12 protein-coding genes are annotated in these 20,188 nt (G+C 50.6%); all 12 read right to left on the bottom strand.

The window, feature by feature from the left end:
* Position 1 precedes the first annotated feature (1 nt).
* The gene (locus GALF_RS14920; RefSeq protein ID WP_150102582.1) at positions 2 to 3,364 is read right to left on the bottom strand and encodes a PAS domain S-box protein; all 3,363 of its coding nucleotides are present in this window, start codon (positions 3,362 to 3,364) and stop codon (positions 2 to 4) included.
* Between the two features lie 221 nt (positions 3,365 to 3,585).
* Positions 3,586 to 6,180, bottom strand: coding sequence for a methyl-accepting chemotaxis protein (locus GALF_RS16080; RefSeq protein WP_013293279.1), 2,595 nt, complete (start codon positions 6,178 to 6,180; stop codon positions 3,586 to 3,588).
* Positions 6,181 to 6,336: 156 nt separating this feature from the next.
* Entirely contained in the window at positions 6,337 to 9,120 is a 2,784-nt protein-coding gene (locus GALF_RS14915; RefSeq protein ID WP_013293278.1) for an EAL domain-containing protein, read from the bottom strand.
* A 71-nt stretch (positions 9,121 to 9,191) separates the two neighbouring features.
* Positions 9,192 to 10,064, bottom strand: a complete 873-nt coding sequence (locus tag GALF_RS06575) for a patatin-like phospholipase family protein (RefSeq protein ID WP_223293739.1) — start codon at positions 10,062 to 10,064, stop codon at positions 9,192 to 9,194.
* A gap of 16 nt (positions 10,065 to 10,080) precedes the next feature.
* A complete protein-coding gene (locus tag GALF_RS06570) occupies positions 10,081 to 11,466 on the bottom strand; it encodes a DEAD/DEAH box helicase (protein ID WP_013293276.1) in 1,386 nt (461 codons plus the stop codon).
* A gap of 97 nt (positions 11,467 to 11,563) precedes the next feature.
* Entirely contained in the window at positions 11,564 to 12,025 is a 462-nt protein-coding gene (locus GALF_RS06565) for an HD-GYP domain-containing protein (protein ID WP_050752484.1), read from the bottom strand.
* Between the two features lie 25 nt (positions 12,026 to 12,050).
* Positions 12,051 to 12,281, bottom strand: a complete 231-nt coding sequence (locus GALF_RS06560) for a response regulator (RefSeq protein WP_041938005.1) — start codon at positions 12,279 to 12,281, stop codon at positions 12,051 to 12,053.
* Between the two features lies 1 nt (position 12,282).
* Positions 12,283 to 14,889 (bottom strand): ATP-binding protein, encoded by a 2,607-nt coding sequence (locus GALF_RS14910; protein WP_190274103.1) that lies wholly within the window; start codon positions 14,887 to 14,889, stop codon positions 12,283 to 12,285.
* Positions 14,890 to 14,903: 14 nt separating this feature from the next.
* Entirely contained in the window at positions 14,904 to 15,782 is an 879-nt protein-coding gene (locus GALF_RS06550; protein ID WP_013293274.1) for a phosphate/phosphite/phosphonate ABC transporter substrate-binding protein, read from the bottom strand.
* A 134-nt stretch (positions 15,783 to 15,916) separates the two neighbouring features.
* Positions 15,917 to 18,808 carry an ATP-binding protein gene (locus GALF_RS06545; RefSeq protein WP_013293273.1) on the bottom strand — a complete coding sequence of 964 codons (2,892 nt, stop codon included), beginning with the start codon at positions 18,806 to 18,808 and terminating at the stop codon, positions 15,917 to 15,919.
* Positions 18,808 to 19,617 carry a substrate-binding periplasmic protein gene (locus GALF_RS06540; RefSeq protein ID WP_013293272.1) on the bottom strand — a complete coding sequence of 270 codons (810 nt, stop codon included), beginning with the start codon at positions 19,615 to 19,617 and terminating at the stop codon, positions 18,808 to 18,810. The genes GALF_RS06545 and GALF_RS06540 overlap by 1 nt, the downstream gene beginning before the upstream one ends.
* Entirely contained in the window at positions 19,614 to 20,177 is a 564-nt protein-coding gene (locus tag GALF_RS06535; protein WP_013293271.1) for a type 2 periplasmic-binding domain-containing protein, read from the bottom strand. Before GALF_RS06535 ends, GALF_RS06540 begins: the two co-directional genes overlap by 4 nt.
* Positions 20,178 to 20,188 lie beyond the last annotated feature (11 nt).

The following is a 20,188-nucleotide window of genomic DNA, read 5'->3' as shown; positions in this document are numbered from 1 at the left end:
CCTAGGTGTTCATAAACAGATTCCAAACCTGAACAAAATCTTCTAACGCTTCAGAGGGTGATTGACCTGCATTGAGCTTAGCCTCTAATGTGGCTATCACCGCACAAATCCGGTCAGCGCCGAGATTACCGGCCACGCCTTTGAGCGCGTGTAATTTACTTTTCGCCTCCTCCATTTGATTTGAATCGATCAACCGTGTGACCTGCTCGACGATTTCCGCGAACTCCAGACGCATGGAGGCAATCAATTCGAACAGCAAATCGTGATCGCCCAGCAAGGCAACGACCTCGGCGAGTCGCTCGTCATCAAAGCCCTCTATGTGCAACACGCCTGAATTGGATAAAACAGGGCTATCCGGCCGCAATGACTCCTTATCCACATCGACACACAGCTTAATGAGCATTTGAGTCAGCAGTTCCGAATCGATCGGCTTACCGATAAAATCAGTCATTCCGACTTCCGAACACTTCTCCTGCTCATCCAGCGTAACGCCGGCGCTCATCGCTACAATCGGCAGACTGGCAAAGCGGCTATCCTGACGAATCAAGCGGGTTGCCTCCAAGCCATCCATCACAGGCATCTGGATATCCATCAGCACCACGTCGTACTGCTGATGCTCAACACACTCAATGGCCTCTACACCGTGATTGGCAATATCGAGCAGCATCCCGAGCTTTTTAATGACGTGGGTCGCGAGCAACTGGTTCACCTTGTTGTCTTCCACCAGGAGCGCTCGCTTACCGTATAACGCCTGCGTCATATCCTGCACAGGTGGTACATCCTTGACATGCGATGCCAACTGCATTGCATTAGCTATTGGCAGCGTCACCTCAAAATGAAACTCACTGCCTGTACCCGCTACGCTGTCAACCCGGATATCACCATCCATCAATCGCGCCAGATTCCGGCTGATCGTCAATCCCAACCCCGTTCCGCCAAAACGGCGTGTGATTGAATTATCCGCCTGCACAAAGGGCTGAAACAGACTTGCCAACTGCGCTGCACTCATGCCAATACCACTGTCTTTAACGCAAAAATCGAGTGTGACATTCTCGCTATTCGTCTGAATTGCCCGCACATTAAGACTGACTGCCCCCTGGTTAGTGAATTTAATCGCATTCCCCAGCAGATTAGTCAAAATCTGTCTCAGACGCAGCGGGTCTCCTGTCAGTATATTCGGCACCCCAGCCTCTCTTGCCACAACAAGATCCAGCGTCCTTTCCTTAGCCTGCATGACAAACATACGGCGCACCTGGCCTAGCAACTCATCGAGATTGAGCACCTCCATCTCCAGCGTCATCTGCCGTGATTCAATCTTGGAGAAATCGAGGATATCGTTGAGTATGCCGAGCAAGGAGCGCGAAGACTCAATGATCTGTTGCAAATGCGCGCGCTGTGATACCGGATTAGGGTCATCAAGCGCAAGTTCCGAAAATCCGATCACCGCATTCATCGGTGTGCGGATTTCGTGAGACATATTGGCCAGAAAATCACTTTTGGCACGATTAGCCGACTCTGCCTTCTCACGCGCGGCCTCAAGTAATTTTGCCTGCTGTTTACGCTCGGTGATGTCTTTCACAAAACAGAACAGACGTCCGCCCGCAATCGGCGCGTAGGAGACGGCAACCGATACATCCCAGATTCGCCCCGCTTTGGTGCGGTGGCGCGACTCGAATTCATCACTTCCCTCACGCCTTATTTTCTCGATGCGCGTCTCTACATCGGCCTCCGAATCGATTACTTCAAGCTGACTGACTCGCATACTTAGCAACTCATCCCGCGTATAGCCTGATGCTTGCACATAGGCATCATTGACTTCAAGAAGATAGCCCTCCAGATCTACCGTCCAAAATCCATCGACCGATGTTTTAATGGCAGCGCTATAAACGGCATCCCTTTCTTGCATCTGCCGTTCCATGCGCTGACGCTCGGTGATATCTTCAAACACCACCACAGTACCTTCAATGCGGCCATCCCGATACATCGGATGTGTTGAATACTCGACAGCTATACTCGTACCATCGCGACGCCACAATACTTCGTTATTGATCTTACGAGGTATTCCGTCGAGGGACGTTGCATGCATCGGACATATCTCTGCCTCATAATGTGCACCATCCGGATAAGTATGGTGCACAAGGCTGTGCAGCGATTGGCCTAATAACTCATCCGGCTGATAACCCAGCATTTTCGCTCCAGCAGCATTGATAAAGGTGCAAATACCGCCATTGAGCGATTGCCCCCATATTCCGCCATTCACGGACTCTAACAACAAACGCAGGCGGGACTCACTCTCCTCCACGGTATGCTTTGCATCGCGCACCGATCGAAAATAATAAATCAAACCGCCACCGATCAAAATCAGCGTACAGCCTAACAAACTGATCAGAAAGAACATGTTACGCCGATCTCGCTCCAGCACCGCAATGCCCGGCAAATCACTTTCCGCATAGACAGTCATCCCGTATTCGGGCAGTGAGGTTGCTGCTAGCACATGTGGGAAATTTTCACCATTGATGCGTTTTAACCGGTCAGAACCTTTCCAAGACTCAATTTTTAGTGACGCAAATTCCGTACGCTGATAGAGTTGCTGCTTGTCCTGACGGCTCAATTTATTTACCGTGGCATCCGGAATCGTCAACATGACCATTTCAGGATCATGTGCCATGATGATAACGCCGTTGCTATCGACGATATAGGCATCCGCCCGTTGCGTTAAAAACCCCAGCGTAGGCAGATCAATCTTGGCCACTACCGCCCCCTGAAACTTACCGTCGAGCACGATAGGCGTGGAAAAATAGAGTCCGGGAACATGCGTAGTTTTACCCACAGCATATTGCATGCCGCGAAACCAGGTTTTCGCATCCTGAAACCACTGACGGTCAGAAAAGTTGGTACCGATGCTGACGCCAGGCTGGCCCCAGTTACTCGCCGAAATGCAGTCACCTGCGGCATTGACCAGAAAAACCAGATCAACCCCGAGCGAACGCTGGGTTAATTCAAAATATTTATTTATATCCTCCAGCACGGGATTAGCGGTCCATTTTTTTACCGCATCGGTTTTACTCAGCGTTGTCGGCTGAACATCAGGGGGAAATTCTCCCAGCGCTTTTCTGGCACGCATGGCATTTTGAAAAGTATCCGGTATCCCTGCGACAAAATGCAAACTGCGTTTAATGCTGTCTGCAACATCGGTCGACGTGGTTTCTGCACTGTGCTGCTCTCTCTCTACAAGCTCAAAAAGCTCACCGTCAAAATTCCGTGCCGCCATCACCCATGCCAGCATTACCCAACACAGCAGCAAAACGATGACCCATAGCACGAGATTGCGTTGCACTTTTTCTAACATATGCTGGATTTTCACTGTGTTCTTGCCTTCTTAACGGGATAGTTAAGCGCTCCCTTTTCTCCGAAAGAAAAAGCGCTCATTTCATAGGGCGGAAGACTACCAATAATCCCTCACTGTCACAATACGAATATTAAACAGGCGTTAATAATCTAGCCTTTTTTCTCCGTGCGAGCTAAGTGCGCCGCCGTAAAAAAACCCCGGGCATGCCCGGGGTTTTCTGGTGACTGAAATTCAGTTTATTTAAGCAGCTTTGGTGCATTGGTGCCCGTCACCCTGGCCTGCAATGCCTTAATAGAGCGGATAGTCTGGTTAGATAACTGGAAGAACTCACCGCCCAGTTTCTTAGTCGCTTCATCCAGTTGTTTGTCGTGCACACACTGCACAATTACGCCGACACTGCGATGAAATTCGGCGTGCGAATGCTTGAGATCCCTGTATTCCTGCATCTGCGCATAGGAGGTCGCCGGTCCATACAGCCATTTACCCAAATCACATTTATCGTCACAGGATACCTTGGCAACCTCCAGTTCTTCCTGACTGTTCCCCTTGATGTAATCGACCAATCGGGTTTTCCACTTGATGTGCGCGTTGATTCCATCACCAAAAGAGAAGGCTGACGGACTTACCAGACGCGGCGCAGAAGTCACTAAGGACTTTTTCGGATTGCCCAGTTTAAAGGTTGCCATCATGACCGTCAGTTGCTCGGCCTGTTCCTCCATGGATTCTGCAGCGGCCGCGGCCTGTTCTACCAGCGCGGCATTTTGCTGCGTCATATTATCCATCTGCGTGATCGCCAGATTAACCTGATCAATCCCGGTGCTCTGCTCGGCCGAGGCCGCACTGATTTCTGCCATGATGTCGGTGACCCGTTTAACGGCACCCTGCACTTCCTCCATCGTTTTACCTGCCTGATCGACAAGCTCAGTACCCGCCTGTACCTTATGCACCGAATCACCGATCAAATCCTTAATTTCTTTGGCGGCGACCGCGCTGCGTTTAGCCAGATTGCGCACCTCTGTTGCGACGACCGCAAAACCTCGTCCCTGCTCACCGGCACGCGCGGCTTCCACGGCGGCATTCAAGGCCAAAATATTGGTCTGAAAGGCGATACCATCGATCACGCTGATAATATCGACGATGCGCTTTGAACTCTCACTGATCGAACTCATCGTGTGCACGACCTGCCCCACCACCTCACCGCCGCGAACAGCGATGGCTGAAGCACCTACTGCCAGCTGATTTGCCTGACGCGCATTAGCGGCATTCTGCCTGACGGTCGAGGTCAACTCTTCCATACTGGAAGCCGTCTCCTGCAAACTGGATGCCTGCTCTTCAGTGCGCTGAGACAAATCGGTGTTACCAACCGCAATTTCACCTGCCGCCACGTTGATCGTTTCAGCGGCTTCCTTGATACGACTTATAATTTCGGTTAATTGACCGACTGTGGCATTAGAATCGTCCTTAAGCTGAGCAAAAGTACCCTGATAATCTCCGTCTATGGTTTCATTCAGATCGTACTGCGCTAATGCCCCCAACACGCGCACCACCTCATTCAAACCGACTTCACTGGTTTGCATCAGTCCATTGATGGATTCAGCCAGTTGCAAAAAGAAACCCACCTTTCCTTCGACAGTAATACGACCTGAGAAGTCGCCTTTAGCTGCTGCCTCGACGATAGCGGAGACTTCCACTTCGGCTTTGATCTGATCGGTCAGATCCAGCCACTGTCCCACCGTACCCAGACGTTCTCCATCGGAGGATACAACCGGCGTTGTCACCACATCATACTGCCGTCCGCCCAGCTTCAGACGTGTATGGACGGTGGATCTGAGATTTCGCAAACGCTCGATCGCAGCTTGCGGGTCAGCGTAAAACACGCCGATGCTGCCGCCTAATACCTTGTCGGCGATAAACGATGAGTTTTCCTGCTGGAACGCCTCTTCATAACGATGCAGCGTGTCATTGAGTGCGTTGTTGATATAAATCACCTTGCCGTCGTTGTCCGCCACGCGTACACACATGCTGACATTGTCAAGCGCACACTTGAGTCGCGACATCTCATGCGCACTGCGCTGCTCGGCTTCAAAGCGCTCGAGCAACTTAATTTGCATGGTACTGAGCGAGCGCAACAAGTCCGTAATTTCATCTTTGCCGTCCGCAATGATGCTATTGTCGTAACGGCCATGAGAGACTTCGTTGGCCAGCGCTGCCGCAATCGAAATACGCCGCGTGATATTGCGCGCCATCAGGCTTGATGCAGCGGTCATCGCGCCGCCAATCAAAAACACGATCAGCGCCAGTTGCCATGCATGCGTAGTCACGGCCGCATCAATGTCATCCACATATACGCCGGAACCGATCACCCAGTTCCAGGGCTGATAGCCTTTGACATAAGAAATCTTGGGGACAGGTTTTTCGCTGCCGGGACGCGGCCACTCGTAATTGACAAAACCCGCCCCATCCTTCTTGACCACCGAAATCATGTCCAGGAATAAAAATTTTCCGTTCGGATCCTTGGACGCAGATAAATCTTTACCATCGAGTTCGGGTTTAGTCGGATGCATCACCATGCGCGGTTGCATGTCGTTGACCCAGAAATATTCTTTCCCGTCATAACGCATCGCCTTTAGCTGGGCGATGGCGCGACTTTGTGCCTGCTCGATTGAAATTTCACCCGATGCAGCCGACTTCCCCAGCGTCTCGACCATTCCCCAGGCCGTTTCAACTGCGTAACGTGTGGCACGTTGTCGATCATCGGTGAGCGTATTTCGCTCTGAAAGCAGTGCTACCATTGCCACCAATAGCAAAGCCAATATGGCTAATCCGTTCATTAACCAAAGTTTTTTACTTACCGTCACCGTAGTTCCCCTTATACCCAATCGAAAGTTGCCACACTCAAAACGCCCGTCACATTGCTACACTCTAGATCACAATACCACCGGATTATCGGCCCCGCTCAGAATACAACCAGATTCTTTCAAATATATTTATGCCTGTCCAACAGTATCCCCTTTTATCAACAACTCAAATGCTTCGACGGGAACAGGTTTACTAAACAAATACCCCTGAAAACGCGAGCATCCGCACTGTTTAAGCAAGCCCAGTTGCACCTCCGATTCCACTCCCTCTGCAATCACGTCCATCTCGAAGTTAACCCCGAGATCAACGATCGTTTTCACCATCACCAGATCTGTTTTGTCGGTCGCGATATCGCGCACGAATGACTGGTCAATTTTGATCTGATCGAGCGGGAGCTGCTTCAAATAAGACAGAGAAGAGTAGCCTGTACCAAAGTCATCCATTGAAAAACTCACACCAAACGCTTTTAGCACCTTCATTTTGTCGATAGTGTCTTGTATATTATCAAGAACCAGACTTTCGGTCAGTTCCAGTTTAAGCAAGGCAGGTGAGACTTGATGACGCTGGATGATCTGTTGCACGAGTTCTACAAAATTACTCTGGCGAAATTGCTTGGCGCTGACGTTGACCGCGATCACCAAATTGCGCTGTTCACCTTGCCACTTGGCGATCTGCGCACAAACCGTATCGAGTACCCATTCGCCAATCGGCACAATCAGTCCGGTATCTTCGGCCAAGGGAATAAATTGTGCAGGAGACACCAGACCGCGCTGCGGGTGACGCCAGCGCAGCAAAACTTCAGCGCCTTCTGCACGCCCGTCCCTGTCCACCTGAATCTGGTAAAAAAGCTCGAATTGACGCTCTTCTAATGCCGTATGCAAATCGTTCTCAAGCGCAGCTCTATTTTCAATTGCGGTCTGCATGACAGGATCGAAAAAACGGATGACGTTGCGCCCGGCATCCTTAGCGTGATACATCGCCATGTCGGTCCATTTGAGCAACTGTTCAAGATTTTCTTCATGATCGCGAAACAGCGTCACACCGATACTGGATGAGCAGTGATGCGAGATCACTTCTTCACCGCGTTTAAGCAAATAAGGTGCGGCCAGTGCACAGCGAATTTTTTCCGCTACCGAGTCCGCCTGATTAACTGCATCGCTCAAATTTTCCGACAGATCCTCGATCATCACGACAAATTCATCTCCGCCAAAGCGTGCCGCACTGTCCTGTTCACGTATACAGCCCAAAATACGGTTTGCCACTTCGACCAAAAGCTGATCCCCGATATCGTGCCCATGCAAATCGTTGAGCACCTTGAAATGGTCCAGATCGAGAAACATCAACGCACTGTGATGCCGGCTGCGTGTGCCGGACAGTAGCGCCTTTTCCAGACGATCAAGCAACAAACGACGATTAGGGAGCTTAGTTAACAAATCATAAAATGCAAGATCGTGCATTTTTTCCTCGAGATGACGCCGCTCTGTGATGTCATGCACAATAAAAAACAACAGTGGACGGCTATCCACCTCAACGGGCGAAGAATGCACCTCAACCAACCTTACCTCGCCCGATGCCAGCTGATGGGAGAAAAAGAAGCAATTACCCTTAGTCTGCTGCGGACGGCAGTCTTCTTCGGTTTGTAAATTGATCTGTGCAATATTCATCGCCTGCATCTCAGCGATACGATAACCATAGAATTCCGCCGCCGCCTGATTGACATCCACAACCGCCCCGCCCAGCGGATCAATCAACATCATCGGGGACGCGTGGTGCTCGAACATCTGACGGAAACGCGCCTCACTAATCTGCAGTTCGCGGGTACGCGTAGCCACTTTCTCCTCTAGCGTGGCATTGGCGCTCTGTAACTGGTGATCGAGCCGTTCACGCTCACGATAACTGCTTTGCAAACGGCGGTTGTTTCGAGCCAAATAAATCGCTGCAGCAAGCAAAATCAGCAAAACCAGCAGACCGCCGCCCACTAGTTCCAGCACATATTTACGTGCAACGTCTCGCAGGCTGAATTCATGTGCTAATTCAGGATTTACTGCTAAACGCTGCATCATCGCTTCGACGGTTGCATAATTTCCCGGCGGAGAAAAGCCGAAATAATTACCCCTTTGAGCGGCAATATCCTGTGGCTGAATATTGAGCAGCGCTAATGTCACTTGCTTTAGCAATACATCCGGCACGTCAGGCATCGCGGCAAAGGGCCACTCGGGATAAAGATCGGTGGAGAGTAGCTGAGGGAATTTTCCAGACGGCTGACGATTAAGAACCTTAAACTGATCGGGGCGTATTTTCCCCTCGCGCTCCATACTCTCCAGTATCCCGGTACGCACAAACGCCGCATCAGCAGCGCCTGACGTCACTTCGAGCAAAGCCTTGTCATGCGGCATACCTGTAAAATGAACACGGGACACCTCACGGATACCTATCCCCTGTTTATATAAAGTCCAGCGCTGCATCAGATAGCCGCCCAGTGACTGCTCCGCAGGAGAGGCAATAATTTTTCCGCGCAAATCCTGCAGGGTGTTGATATCCGACCTGTCAGCCCGCGTCAAAATAACGCCGCCAAACATCGTGATCGGATGCCCTTCAACCATGGGCATGAGGGTAGCAATCGCTGACAATCCGTGATCACGACGAACCGACACATAATGTTCTGGATTGGTGACGATGAAGTCAAACTCGTGGCGATTGGCTGCCAGATCGAGATCATTGTAATACAGGGCTTTGATACTGAAGTGAAAGCCCGGCACATGATTATTAAGAAAATCAGCGGTGGGCTGCCATTGCATACGGGTCTGCTCCAGCGGCCGGAACGACAGTACGCCGATGCGCATTTCCTGATTATTCGCGTATGCACCGTGCGCGATCACCAGCAAGAGGGCTGTAATAAAAATACGAATCATGGCAGTCAGGGAGCTTCGCACCGGGATATCCCGTAGCAACGAATTAAATGATAGCGAACATCATACAACACTCAGCGTTCACGGCGTAGCCTGTCGAGGCGAGCTTTGAGCTCAGGCAGAATAACAGCGACTGCCTTTTCCCCTTCCAGAATCGCCAAATGACGGTCATCCAGATTGCCCTGAGCAATGTTCCGGGTAACCGGGCGTATCACCACGTCGGCATTGACCAGCTCATAACGATTGATGGTCTGGCTCATAATATCAAAAGTCTGCATCAGCACGTCGACAGTCGACTCTGTCTTATTATTCTGCGGCTGATTGGAGATATTCACCGCGATGACGAAATCTGCGCCCAACGCGCGGGCCTCAGCAGCGGGCACGGGCCTGACCAGCCCCCCATCGACATAGCTTCGTCCATTGATTACCACCGGCTGAAATACGCCCGGTACGGCGCAGGATGCACTAACGGCAACACCGGTATTTCCAGTACGAAAAACAACTTTCTCGCCCGTCGCCAAATCGGTCGCAACCACCGCAAAAGTGCGGCGCAGTTTCTCAAGCGGCACTTGTTTGATCGACTGATTGATGTAAGTCTGCAACGGTTTTCCGGTGAACAGGCCGCGATTAGGCCAGGACCAGTCAACCACCCGCTCCTCCTTCATCGGAATGGACATTTCCTGCAACTGAAAGCCGTTATAGCCTGCCGCATATAACGCGCCAATTGCAGAACCTACGCTGGTGCCCACAATAATGTCTGGAACAATACCCTGCGCTTCGAGCGCCTTGATCACGCCGACATGCGCAAAGCCGCGCGTCCCGCCACCGCCCAGCACCAGCGCGATTTTAGGTGCGGCACGAACTACAGCAGGTGCGACCGATTTTGGCTCAGACACCGTGCTGCAGGCAGACAACTGCAATCCACCTGCGGTCAGCGCAAGTGCCAAGATCAAACGTTGGAAATTAATCCTCCGCATCAACGGGCTTGCGTCGCATAAACAACGCAGGAATCTGCCCGGCCGGCCGGGCGGGTTGAATAGCGGGCGGCGCTTCAACCCGCTGGCTTAGCGAGGGTTCATAAGGTTTATTGAACCATGCATCGTGCACCGGTCGTTTAACCTGCGGCGTATGCGGCGCGCGAATATGCATATGATGCTCAGCGCGCGGCTCGTGCGCCGACTCCGCGCGTGGCGCGCGAGCAAGCGGTTTTTCACTGGCAGGAAGCTCGACACGCTGGATAGTGCACTTAATCAGCTTCTCAATTTCAAGCAGATATTTTTCTTCTTCGGGCGCCACCAACGAAATCGCGACCCCAAAGGCTCCTGCCCGTCCGGTACGGCCGATGCGATGCACATAATCCTCCGCCGCGGAGGGAATTTCATAGTTGATTACCACCGGTAACTGGTCAATATCAAGACCGCGGGCAGCAACGTCTGTTGCAATTAACACGGTGATCTTGCCTGACTTGAATGCATCGAGTGCCTGCATGCGTTCCAACTGGCTTTTATCTCCGTGTATCGCATCAGAGGCAAATCCTTCGCGCTGTAACTGACGTGCGATGCGGCTAGCCGTCAGCTTGGTTTTGGTAAACACCAGCGTCTGAACCGCCCCGGTACCCCGCAGCAAATGCGCCAGCAGCGCATGCTTTTCTTCATGGCCGACCAGATACACCTTTTGCGTGACATTTTCAGAGGTAGCATTACTGCGCGCCACTTCAATCAACTTAGGGTTAACCAAAAACTCGGCCGAGAGTTTCTTGATTTCGGCCGAAAACGTCGCCGAGAACATCAGATTTTGGCGCTGACGGGGCAATAGCGCCAAAATGCGTTTTAAATCAGGCATAAATCCCATATCCAGCATGCGATCTGCCTCATCGAGTACCAGCATTTGTACCTGATTGAGCTGCACGGATTTTTGCTCAATATGATCAAGCAGGCGTCCGGGTGTTGCGACCAAAATTTCAATCCCCGCTCTCAAATGCGGTGTTTGCGTCTTGATATCGACACCGCCGAACACAACCAGTGAACGTAAATGACTATATTTGGCGTATGCCTTAACACTGGCTTCGACTTGTATCGCCAGCTCACGCGTAGGCACCAGAATCAGCGCACGCACCGCATGGCGGGCAGGAGACGGACTGGAACTGGCAAAGGGCATCAGCTTTTGCAGCACCGGCAACGCGAAGGCTGCGGTTTTTCCCGTTCCGGTCTGTGCGCCGGCCATTAAATCACTCCCCTCGAGCACCAGAGGAATAGCCTGAGCCTGTATCGGTGTCGGCTTGGTATATCCGGATTCAATTAGCGCCCTTAAAATTTCAGGAGCCAGATTTAAGTCTGCGAAATTATTCAATATGTTATCTCTTTACATTGCCGGATACGGAAAATAGACCGCATTATACGCTGCCCCAAACAAACCTCACAGACATGCAGACATCGCAAGATCAGAATTAAGCCTTAAAGTGAAAGTCCTGTTCACGAAACACCCGTACGCAGGCATCGACCACCACTGCATCGAACAGGCTGCCCTTATTATTTTCAATTTCCGCAAGCGCCGCTTCCAGCCCAAGCCCCGCACGATAGGGGCGATGTGAAATCATCGATTCCACCACATCGGCCACCGTGACAATTCTCGACTCAAGTAAAATTTGTTCGCCAGACAAACCGCGCGGATAACCTGAGCCATTCATGCGCTCATGGTGCTGCAAAACGATTTGTGCAATCGACCAGGGAAATTCGATCGTTTTAAGAATTTCAAAACCATTCTGGGCATGCTCCTTGATCAATCCGAATTCAAGCTCAGTGAGTCTGCCGGGCTTGCTCAAAATTTCAGCCGGCACACGTATCTTGCCCACATCATGCACCACACTGGCCAGATGTATCCCTTCGATCATTTCATCAGACAACTTCATTTCACGGGCAATCGCAACGGCCAGTTCAGCTACCCGGCGATGCTTTCAAGCGCCGACAAACCTCAAAACCATCCATTTCCGGCATGCGAATATCGAGCAAAACCAACTCGGGCGGATTGAGTATCGCCGCACGCAGCGCCAGCTCGCCGCTGATGGCCGCACGCACCTCGTATCCTTCATCCTTGAGAATATCAGTGAGCAGCCTCAACGAGGCCGGCGTGTCATCGACTGCGAGTATTTTTCCAGTATTTCTCATGTCACTTTTCCATTGTGTCCGAGCGCAACGCCTTCAAAATAGCCGGATAATCAAAATTCTCCGCCAGTTGCCTCAGTGTAGTTTTCAGCTTTGCATCATGGACCTGACCTATCGCCGCATCAACCCGATCGATTTCGAGACTTTCCAGTGCCTCTTGCAACACGCGACGCAGTTCATCCGGGAGCGACGCGAGCATATTATCAGTCAATACTGCACCGGTTGCAGATTCTTCGTCAACAACGGTACTGGCATAGCGGTACTGCACCCCCAGCATTCGGGACAGACATTCGTAAATTTCATTGAACCGATAGGGTTTTCGAACAAATTCATCCATACCGGAATCCAACATTTCGGCACGCTGTTCCATAAAAGCCGATGCCGTCACGGCAACGATTTTTACCTCACGCCCCCCAGGCAACCCGCGTATCAGGCGAGTTGCCTCTATCCCATCCATAACCGGCATACGCCTATCCATCCAGATCAAATCCGGATGCCAGCGGCTAAATATTTCTACACCCAACCTGCCATTTTCGGCAACTCTGACTTCAAACCCCAACTGCTCCATCAGCCGGCTCATTAACAACTGATTTTCCAGCTGATCTTCAACGATCAAAATGCGGTACACGGGCTGACCTTCGAGTAAACCGATGATTTCGCCCTGTACTATTTTTTTTGTCTTTGCAACCTCTGCCGGGGATACCTTTTCAATGGGTAACTCGACGCTAAACACGGCACCGACACCGGGTGTACTTTCAAGCGTAATCACCCCTCCCATCAGTTGTACAAACTGACGGGTAATGGTCAACCCAAGGCCCGTACCCTTTTGTGCAGATAAATCGCCGATCTGCACAAAAGCATCAAAGATACGTTGCTGATCTTCAGGTTTAATACCGATACCCGAATCTTCCACCTCAATGAGCAATCTTTCAGGAAGTAAATTCGGCTTAATACCAAAACGCATGGTAATCCCGCCATGCTGGGTAAATTTCACAGCATTGCCGACCAGATTGATCAATACCTGCCGCAAGCGCGCCTCGTCCCCCATGATGTAGCGAGGAAAATCAGACGACTGGTCAACCAGCAACTGCAACCCCTTTTCCTGAGCGCGTACCGCCATCATGTCACTCACATCGCGTACCAGCGCCCCCAAATCAAAAGCTTCATGAAGCACCTGCACACGCCCTGCCTCTATCTTCGCCATTTCAAGCACATCGTTAATCAAGCTTAACAAGTGTTCGCCACTACGATTAATGATATTTAAGTTTTCACGCTGTATATGCGACAACATCGTATCGCGACTCATTAACGCGGAAAATCCTAGAATGGCATTCAGTGGTGTGCGCAGTTCATGGCTCATGCTCGACAAAAATACACTCTTGGCTCGATTGGCTGCTTCCGCAGCATCCCTTGCCAGCACCAGATCAGCGGTACGTTGCTGCACCTCCTCTTCCAGATGATCCTTGTAACGTTTGAGCTCATTTTCTGCCTGCTTTCGTTCGCTAAGATCAAGCACTGCACTGATTAAATACAGGGGATCACCGCGGCTGTCTCTTTGTAAATAAACAGAAAGGTTGACCCATACGAGCCCCCCATCCCTGCGAATATAACGCTTTTCCAGCATGTAGCTTTGTCTATCCCCTGCCAGAAGCTGCCGGATATACTCATGATCAACCGCGATATCATCTGGATGAGTGATACGTTCGAAAGTAAAGTTCTGAGACAAAATCTCTTCCTGCGTATAGCCGATGATCTTGCAAAATTCCTGATTGATCTGGATAAATTGTCCGGAAATTGCAATCTGCGCCAACCCGACCGCGGCATTATTGAATACCACGCTATAACGCGCTTCACTGTCCAGACGGCCTTTTTCCTCTTCGGCTTTTGCATCAAGCATTTTGTATATATGGCGTGCCAGAATACCCAACTCATCCTGTCGTTCACTGTCATCGCGTGCAAAACTGCGACCATGCTCCGCATTATCCGCAACGGCCGATAATCGCTGCAAACCACGTGTAAACCTGTCCGCCAGCCATGTAGCGATCAAAACGATCATCAGTACCAGTAACAATGTAATTGCAAACCCTGCTGCGGCAATTTTGCTCAGGTTGGCGTTCGCTCTGTCACGCGACATTTCAACCCGCACCCAGCCTATCAAGCGCGTTCCTGCCAGCACCGGCACCGCCACATCGATCAGCTCCTGATTGTTTTTCAGAATCTTTGTTTGAACGACTTTCCCAAGCATGCGCTGACTCACCGGATCGCTAAAATGCCGGTTAATGTATTCAGAGCGTGTAGAGGCCTGCACTTCACCGTCCGGTGAAATTACTGCTGCAAATTTAATATCGGTGACTTGAGCTGCCCCGCTGAGCACCTCCTGCAAACCTGCCAGATCGTTGGACAACACCCAGGAACTACTGCTAGACGACAAGGCCTGCGCCAGTTCAAGCGCACTTTGGGTGCCCAGATCGTATTGAAAATTCCGCTGATAGGCGTAAAGCAAATAACCAAAACTTAATGAAACCAGCAAAGAGGCCAAAGAAAATGACCAGATTAGCTGACGGCGAATGGACCGCCCCCATTCATGCTGCAGTTTATGTATAAAAGTCATGAACAAATTCATATTCACTCGACCTGTCTGACCGTGCTAGAAAATTTTTTCAAGAATTCACGTACCGGACGGTAGGTTTCGTCACTGGCCGGTTCAAAATTTGATATGGGTAATTTTGCCAGCATTGTCCTTCCCTGCTCGCTTTGATGCAGCGTGAAAAGCACCTGTGCAAAGTTGTCGGCCAGCGATTTTGGAAGATCCGTGCGCACAACCCAGCCATTATTTGGCAGACTTCCGGTTTCCCATTTTGACTCAAGTTGCATGGCTAAATCGGGATGTTCTGCGATGAAGGCACGCCAGGGAACAGGCCAGGTCGCGCCTGCAGCCACATCGCCACGCAATACATTCATGATCGAAGATTCCTGTGATCCGACATAACGATTTTCAATATCATGATTCACATTAATCCCGTGCGTATGCAGATAATATTGCGGCATCAGGGTCGCAGCCAGCGCCGTGGCGGCCGGGTAGGCGATAGCACGCCCTTTCAAATCCTTCACCACTTTAATACCGCTGTCACGACGAATTAAAATGATGCCGCGAAAATCGGCATCATCGCCCATTTTTCCGAAAATGCGATAACCATGCTCAACCGACTTAATAGTTTGATAGGGATTGGGCATGGCAAAAGCAAACTGTCCGGCATACAGCTTTTTCTCAAATTCTTCATAATTACGCGAGGCCTCAAGTTTAAAATGGGCCTCCGGTATGCTGCTATTCAAATAATCAACGATAGGTCCGTAGAGTTCCATCAGTCTCTGAGGATTGTGCAAGGGATGAATGCCGACGACATACTCTGTCAGAGGCTGCAGCGGCGGCGCACCCAGTTCCGGCTGATAGTTGCTATGCTCAGACGGACCACAACCGGCCAGCAGCATCAACAAACACAGCATTTGGCCTAGCCTGCTATTTAACAATGGCATCAAATCGCTCTCAATCCATCTTAAAATTGATCATTAGGATACAGCACGCCGCTCATCACATTCATTGCTAATTTAAATCCGGCCGCTCAGGTTGCACGGGCCGCTTACACAGCAGACGCTTGCAACAACTTTAATATCACAGGGTAATCGAAGTTAGCTACCAGCGCAGTGAGGGTTTCCCGTAATGCCTCGTCGGGTACTTGCAGGATCGCATGATTGATTCGATCAACCTCCAGACTTTCCAGCGCATCGTTCAACTCACTGCGCAACATCTCCGGCAGACCCATCAGCATCTCATCGGTCAAAACAACCTCACTGACACTTGCATCGGGCGTATCGGCATACACGTATTGCAAACCCAATTGCATGCTGAGGGCGTCATATATTTCGTTGAAACGATAGGGCTTGCGAACAAAATCATTCATTCCCGCTGCCAGCATTTCAGTACGCTGTTCCATAAAAGCTGACGCTGTCACGGCAATAATTTTTGTCGCCTCGCCACCGGGTAAAGCTCGAATGCGCCGGGCGGCCTCAATTCCATCCATCACCGGCATACGTCGATCCATCCAGATCAGATCAGGATGCCAGCTATTAAACAATTCAAGTGCCTCTACGCCATCACTGGCGACTTTGACAGGGAGCCCGAGCCGCTCCATCAATTGACGCAACAATAACTGGTTTTCCTGCTGGTCCTCCACAATCAGAATCCGGTATGCGGGCTGGCCGGGTTTGATGCCAATAATTTCGCCTTGTAGCGTGCTCTTCGCTTCTATCATATCCTGGGCTCTGACCATATTGATCGGCAGTTCAACCCTGAACAGCGATCCGCTGCCCGGCTTGCTGTTGAGCGTCACCGATCCGCCCATCAACTGAACAAACTGGCGGGTAATAGTCAGCCCTAAGCCGGTACCCTTTTGCATAGCGACTTCCCCCACCTGCACAAAGGGTTCAAATATTTTTTCCTGATCTTCAGCCGCAATACCGGATCCGGTGTCCTCAACTTCAATGAGCAAATGGGCCGGTGTCGTATTGGGCTTTAGACCAAAGCGCACCGTCACACCACCTTGCTGAGTGAACTTCACCGCATTGCCCACCAGATTGATCAGTATCTGGCGCAGACGAGCCTCATCGCCCCTTATATAGCGAGGAAACTCGGAAGACTGATCAATCAGCAACTGCAACCCCTTCTCTTGCGCCCTCACCTGCATCATATCGGTCACATCGCGCACCAGCATACCCAAATCAAGCGGCGCACTGTCCAACTGAACCCATCCCGCCTCAATCTTGGCCATTTCCAGTACATCATTGATCAACGCCAGCAGGTATTCTCCGCTGCGGTTGATGATATTAAGATTCGTGCGCTGCTCCTTCGATAAAAGCGGATCTTTACGTAAAAGGCTGGAAAAGCCCAGCACCGCATTCAGCGGCGTACGTAACTCATGGCTCATATTCGCTAAAAACACACTCTTAGCGAGATTGGCGGTTTCAGCCGCATTGCGTGCCAGTACCAGTTCGCTGGTGCGCGACTGCACTTCCTCTTCCAGATGATCCTTGTATTTACGTAACTCCTCTTCGATGCGTTTGAGGTCGGTGATATCAAAATTGGTACCTACCATACGAGTAGGACTTCCCGACTCATCACGGTAAACCTTGGCAAAAGCCTTGATTTTCCGGATTTCACCGTCAGGGCGAATCACGCGAAATTCAGGTGAAAACTCACGCTCGCCGCGCAATGCGGCCTGAATTTCCGCATCGCTAAGCGCGCGGTCATCAGGATGCAACGTACTGAGCCAGGCATCATAGGCACCGCCAAAATCCCCGGCACAAAGGCCGTAAAGCAAATACATGCTGTCATCCCAAGTCAGCACGTTGGCCGCGACATCCCAATCCCAGATACCAATTCCGCCCGCACGGGTGGCAAGCTTTAAGCGTTCCTCATTGACTCTCAATGCCTCCTCTATTCTTTTACGCTCGGTAATATCGACCGATATTCCGCACAAAGCGTAGATGCTGCCGTCTTCACGATACAGTGGCAACTTGGTCGACTGATAGTAGACCGTCTTACCTGTGGCAGCAATCGTATTGACTTCCTCACTGTGTAAGGTTTCCCCCCCTCTTAAAACACGGCTGTCAGTTTGCCTGAGCGTGACAACCGATTCGGCATTAAAAAACTTTTCATCGCCAAACCCGATTAAGTCATTCATCTCTACCTGCCACAACTCGCGTAGCGGCCGGTTGGCAAACAAATAATGCCCTTCAGTATCTTTCAGGTATATATAAGCATCCACTCCTTCGAGTATGCTGAGCATTTTTTGCTCGCTGGCACGCAAACTGGCTTCACGACTGGCGACGGCATCCGACATCGTTTTGAAACCGGAAATAATCGGCGCAAACTCCGTATAAGTTTGTGCCAGCGCGATAAGCGGATAGCGCCCCTCCACCACCTGCGCGATCGCCCCAACCAGATTATCAACCGGTTTTTTAAGCAAACGCGCCAGCATCCAGCGCATGGCCCCGAGCAAACTGATGATCAACAGGGCCGCAGTACCCAAACTGGTCAATAACAACCAATGGTTTTTTTCTTCAAAAGCGCGTAAAGACAAACTAATTTCAACCGATCCGATGTATTTTCCTTCGTGTTCGACAGAAAACTCACGAAGGATCAGCCGGCCATCCCGATGACGATGCTGATAAATCACGCGCTGTTGATCATCGCGTATCGTAAGTTCAGCAATTTCAGCATTGGCCACAAAAGCTCGGCCAATTTTACTGATCAGTTCATCATCGACATTCCAAAGTGGCCACTCCAGTGATTCACGTAAATTATCGGTATATGCGGATATTTTGCTTGCCAGCATCACATCGGCTTCACGAGAGGAATAGGCGTAATTAAGCAGACTGACGGCAATAGAGACCAATGAGACCAGCAGTGCCAGCGAAATCGTCAGTTCACGATAAAGCGATTTTTCATTCACGACAGGGTTATCGTTTTTCATCACTGACTCCAAGTGCCCGCGTAAAACTGGACAAAGCGATTCAGGTCGTCCGTGTTATATTCCATAATCATACTTTTGCCATAAAAATGCTCCAGTATGTCGCGGTATTTCTGGCTGCGCAGTGTCTTTTCCAATACGTTCCGGTAACGCTTTGCCATAATCTCGCCATCGCGAGTTTCAAGGTCTATCATGATGGCAATCGGGCGATTGAGTCCGGGTATCATTTGTTGCACAAAATGGTCCCGCTCATCAGGAAACAGTTGCTCGAGGGTGTATCTACCGGTGTCCGCTACCGTAATGCAAAAATCAATTCTGCCGCGTTTTAACTTTCTGAGTAACGACTCCACCGAATCGCTCTCCTCAACTCTGATGCCATTTTTGGCAAAGCGGCTCTTGTCTTCCAGCGTGCCCCGCAATACCCCCATCGAGTGCCCCTTCAAATCGTGCAAAGAACGATATTCGATTGCATCATGATTGGGTTTGTAATAAAAAAAAGCCGAGCGAAACACACCGATGGGAAAGATGGCGCGGCGCTTTTGATTGATCAGAATATCTGGGTCACCCACAATATACGGGGCATCCGACCTGCGATAGCGCGCTACCGGCAAATAGTCAATGGTGTAGGAGATACCCGCCGCTTCGGACACGAGCTTCAAAATAGCGCCTCCCACTCCGTTGTCTGGCAGTTCTGCAGACCAGTAGGGCGGCGTATCCGTTGACTGAAAGACAATCTGTTCCGCATAAGATGGCAGTACCCACAACGATACTCCCCAGATCAAAGCGCATCGAATCAGGGTGCAAGTTCTCATTTCCAGCCCGGATTCTGTCGTTTCAAGCGCAGGATAAAGCCAGCTGGCAGCTTGTCATGATATTTTTCAAAGAGCTGCTGGTATTTACCACTGCTGATAATTTTCTGCATTCCGTTCACGAAGGCTTTATGCAACGCTAAACCCCGCTGATTGCTAAATATCAGTGCAACGGGCTGCTCATCGACCCCAGCCAAATAGAAGGTCACCATGCGATACTGTTTCTTCACCTTGCCGGCCAAATCATCCTGATTGCCGATTAGCCCCGCGACATCATTGTTAAAAAATGTATACACGGCAAGTTGCTTAGAAGGAAGTACATCCACCACAGGCGATTTTCCCACGGCCTTAAAAGCCTCATTTACAATTTCCAGCACCAGAAGATTATCCGCGTGAGCCCCTGCCGGCTGATAGCTGACAATATCAGACTGTCTTTCCTCGCCAAACAATTGCGCGGTAATGCGCGGTGCGGTGGCATAAGCCGAAAATGAACAGCTCAACAGAAAAATGACTAAAAATTGCCGTATACAAGGGAAAAATAAATAATCACTATTTTTTTTCATGATGAACTCCG

This window comes from Gallionella capsiferriformans ES-2, assembly GCF_000145255.1.
Taxonomy (GTDB): Bacteria; Pseudomonadota; Gammaproteobacteria; order Burkholderiales; family Gallionellaceae; genus Gallionella; species Gallionella capsiferriformans.
Note: the sequence above shows the minus strand (reverse complement) of the source record. Positions and strands in the feature narration are given on the sequence as shown.

Excerpts from the sequence above, each read along its gene's own strand:
- GALF_RS14915 (WP_013293278.1), bottom strand. The coding sequence starts at position 9,120 with ATGATTCGTATTTTTATTACAGCCCTCTTGCTGGTGATCGCGCACGGT.
- GALF_RS06550 (WP_013293274.1), bottom strand. The coding sequence starts at position 15,782 with ATGCTGTGTTTGTTGATGCTGCTGGCCGGTTGTGGTCCGTCTGAGCAT.
- GALF_RS06535 (WP_013293271.1), bottom strand. The coding sequence starts at position 20,177 with ATGAAAAAAAATAGTGATTATTTATTTTTCCCTTGTATACGGCAATTT.
- GALF_RS06545 (WP_013293273.1), bottom strand. The coding sequence starts at position 18,808 with ATGAAAAACGATAACCCTGTCGTGAATGAAAAATCGCTTTATCGTGAA.
- GALF_RS06540 (WP_013293272.1), bottom strand. The coding sequence starts at position 19,617 with ATGAGAACTTGCACCCTGATTCGATGCGCTTTGATCTGGGGAGTATCG.
- GALF_RS06560 (WP_041938005.1), bottom strand. The coding sequence starts at position 12,281 with ATGAGAAATACTGGAAAAATACTCGCAGTCGATGACACGCCGGCCTCG.
- GALF_RS16080 (WP_013293279.1), bottom strand. The coding sequence starts at position 6,180 with ATGAACGGATTAGCCATATTGGCTTTGCTATTGGTGGCAATGGTAGCA.
- GALF_RS14910 (WP_190274103.1), bottom strand. The coding sequence starts at position 14,889 with ATGACTTTTATACATAAACTGCAGCATGAATGGGGGCGGTCCATTCGC.
- GALF_RS06565 (WP_050752484.1), bottom strand. The coding sequence starts at position 12,025 with ATGAAGTTGTCTGATGAAATGATCGAAGGGATACATCTGGCCAGTGTG.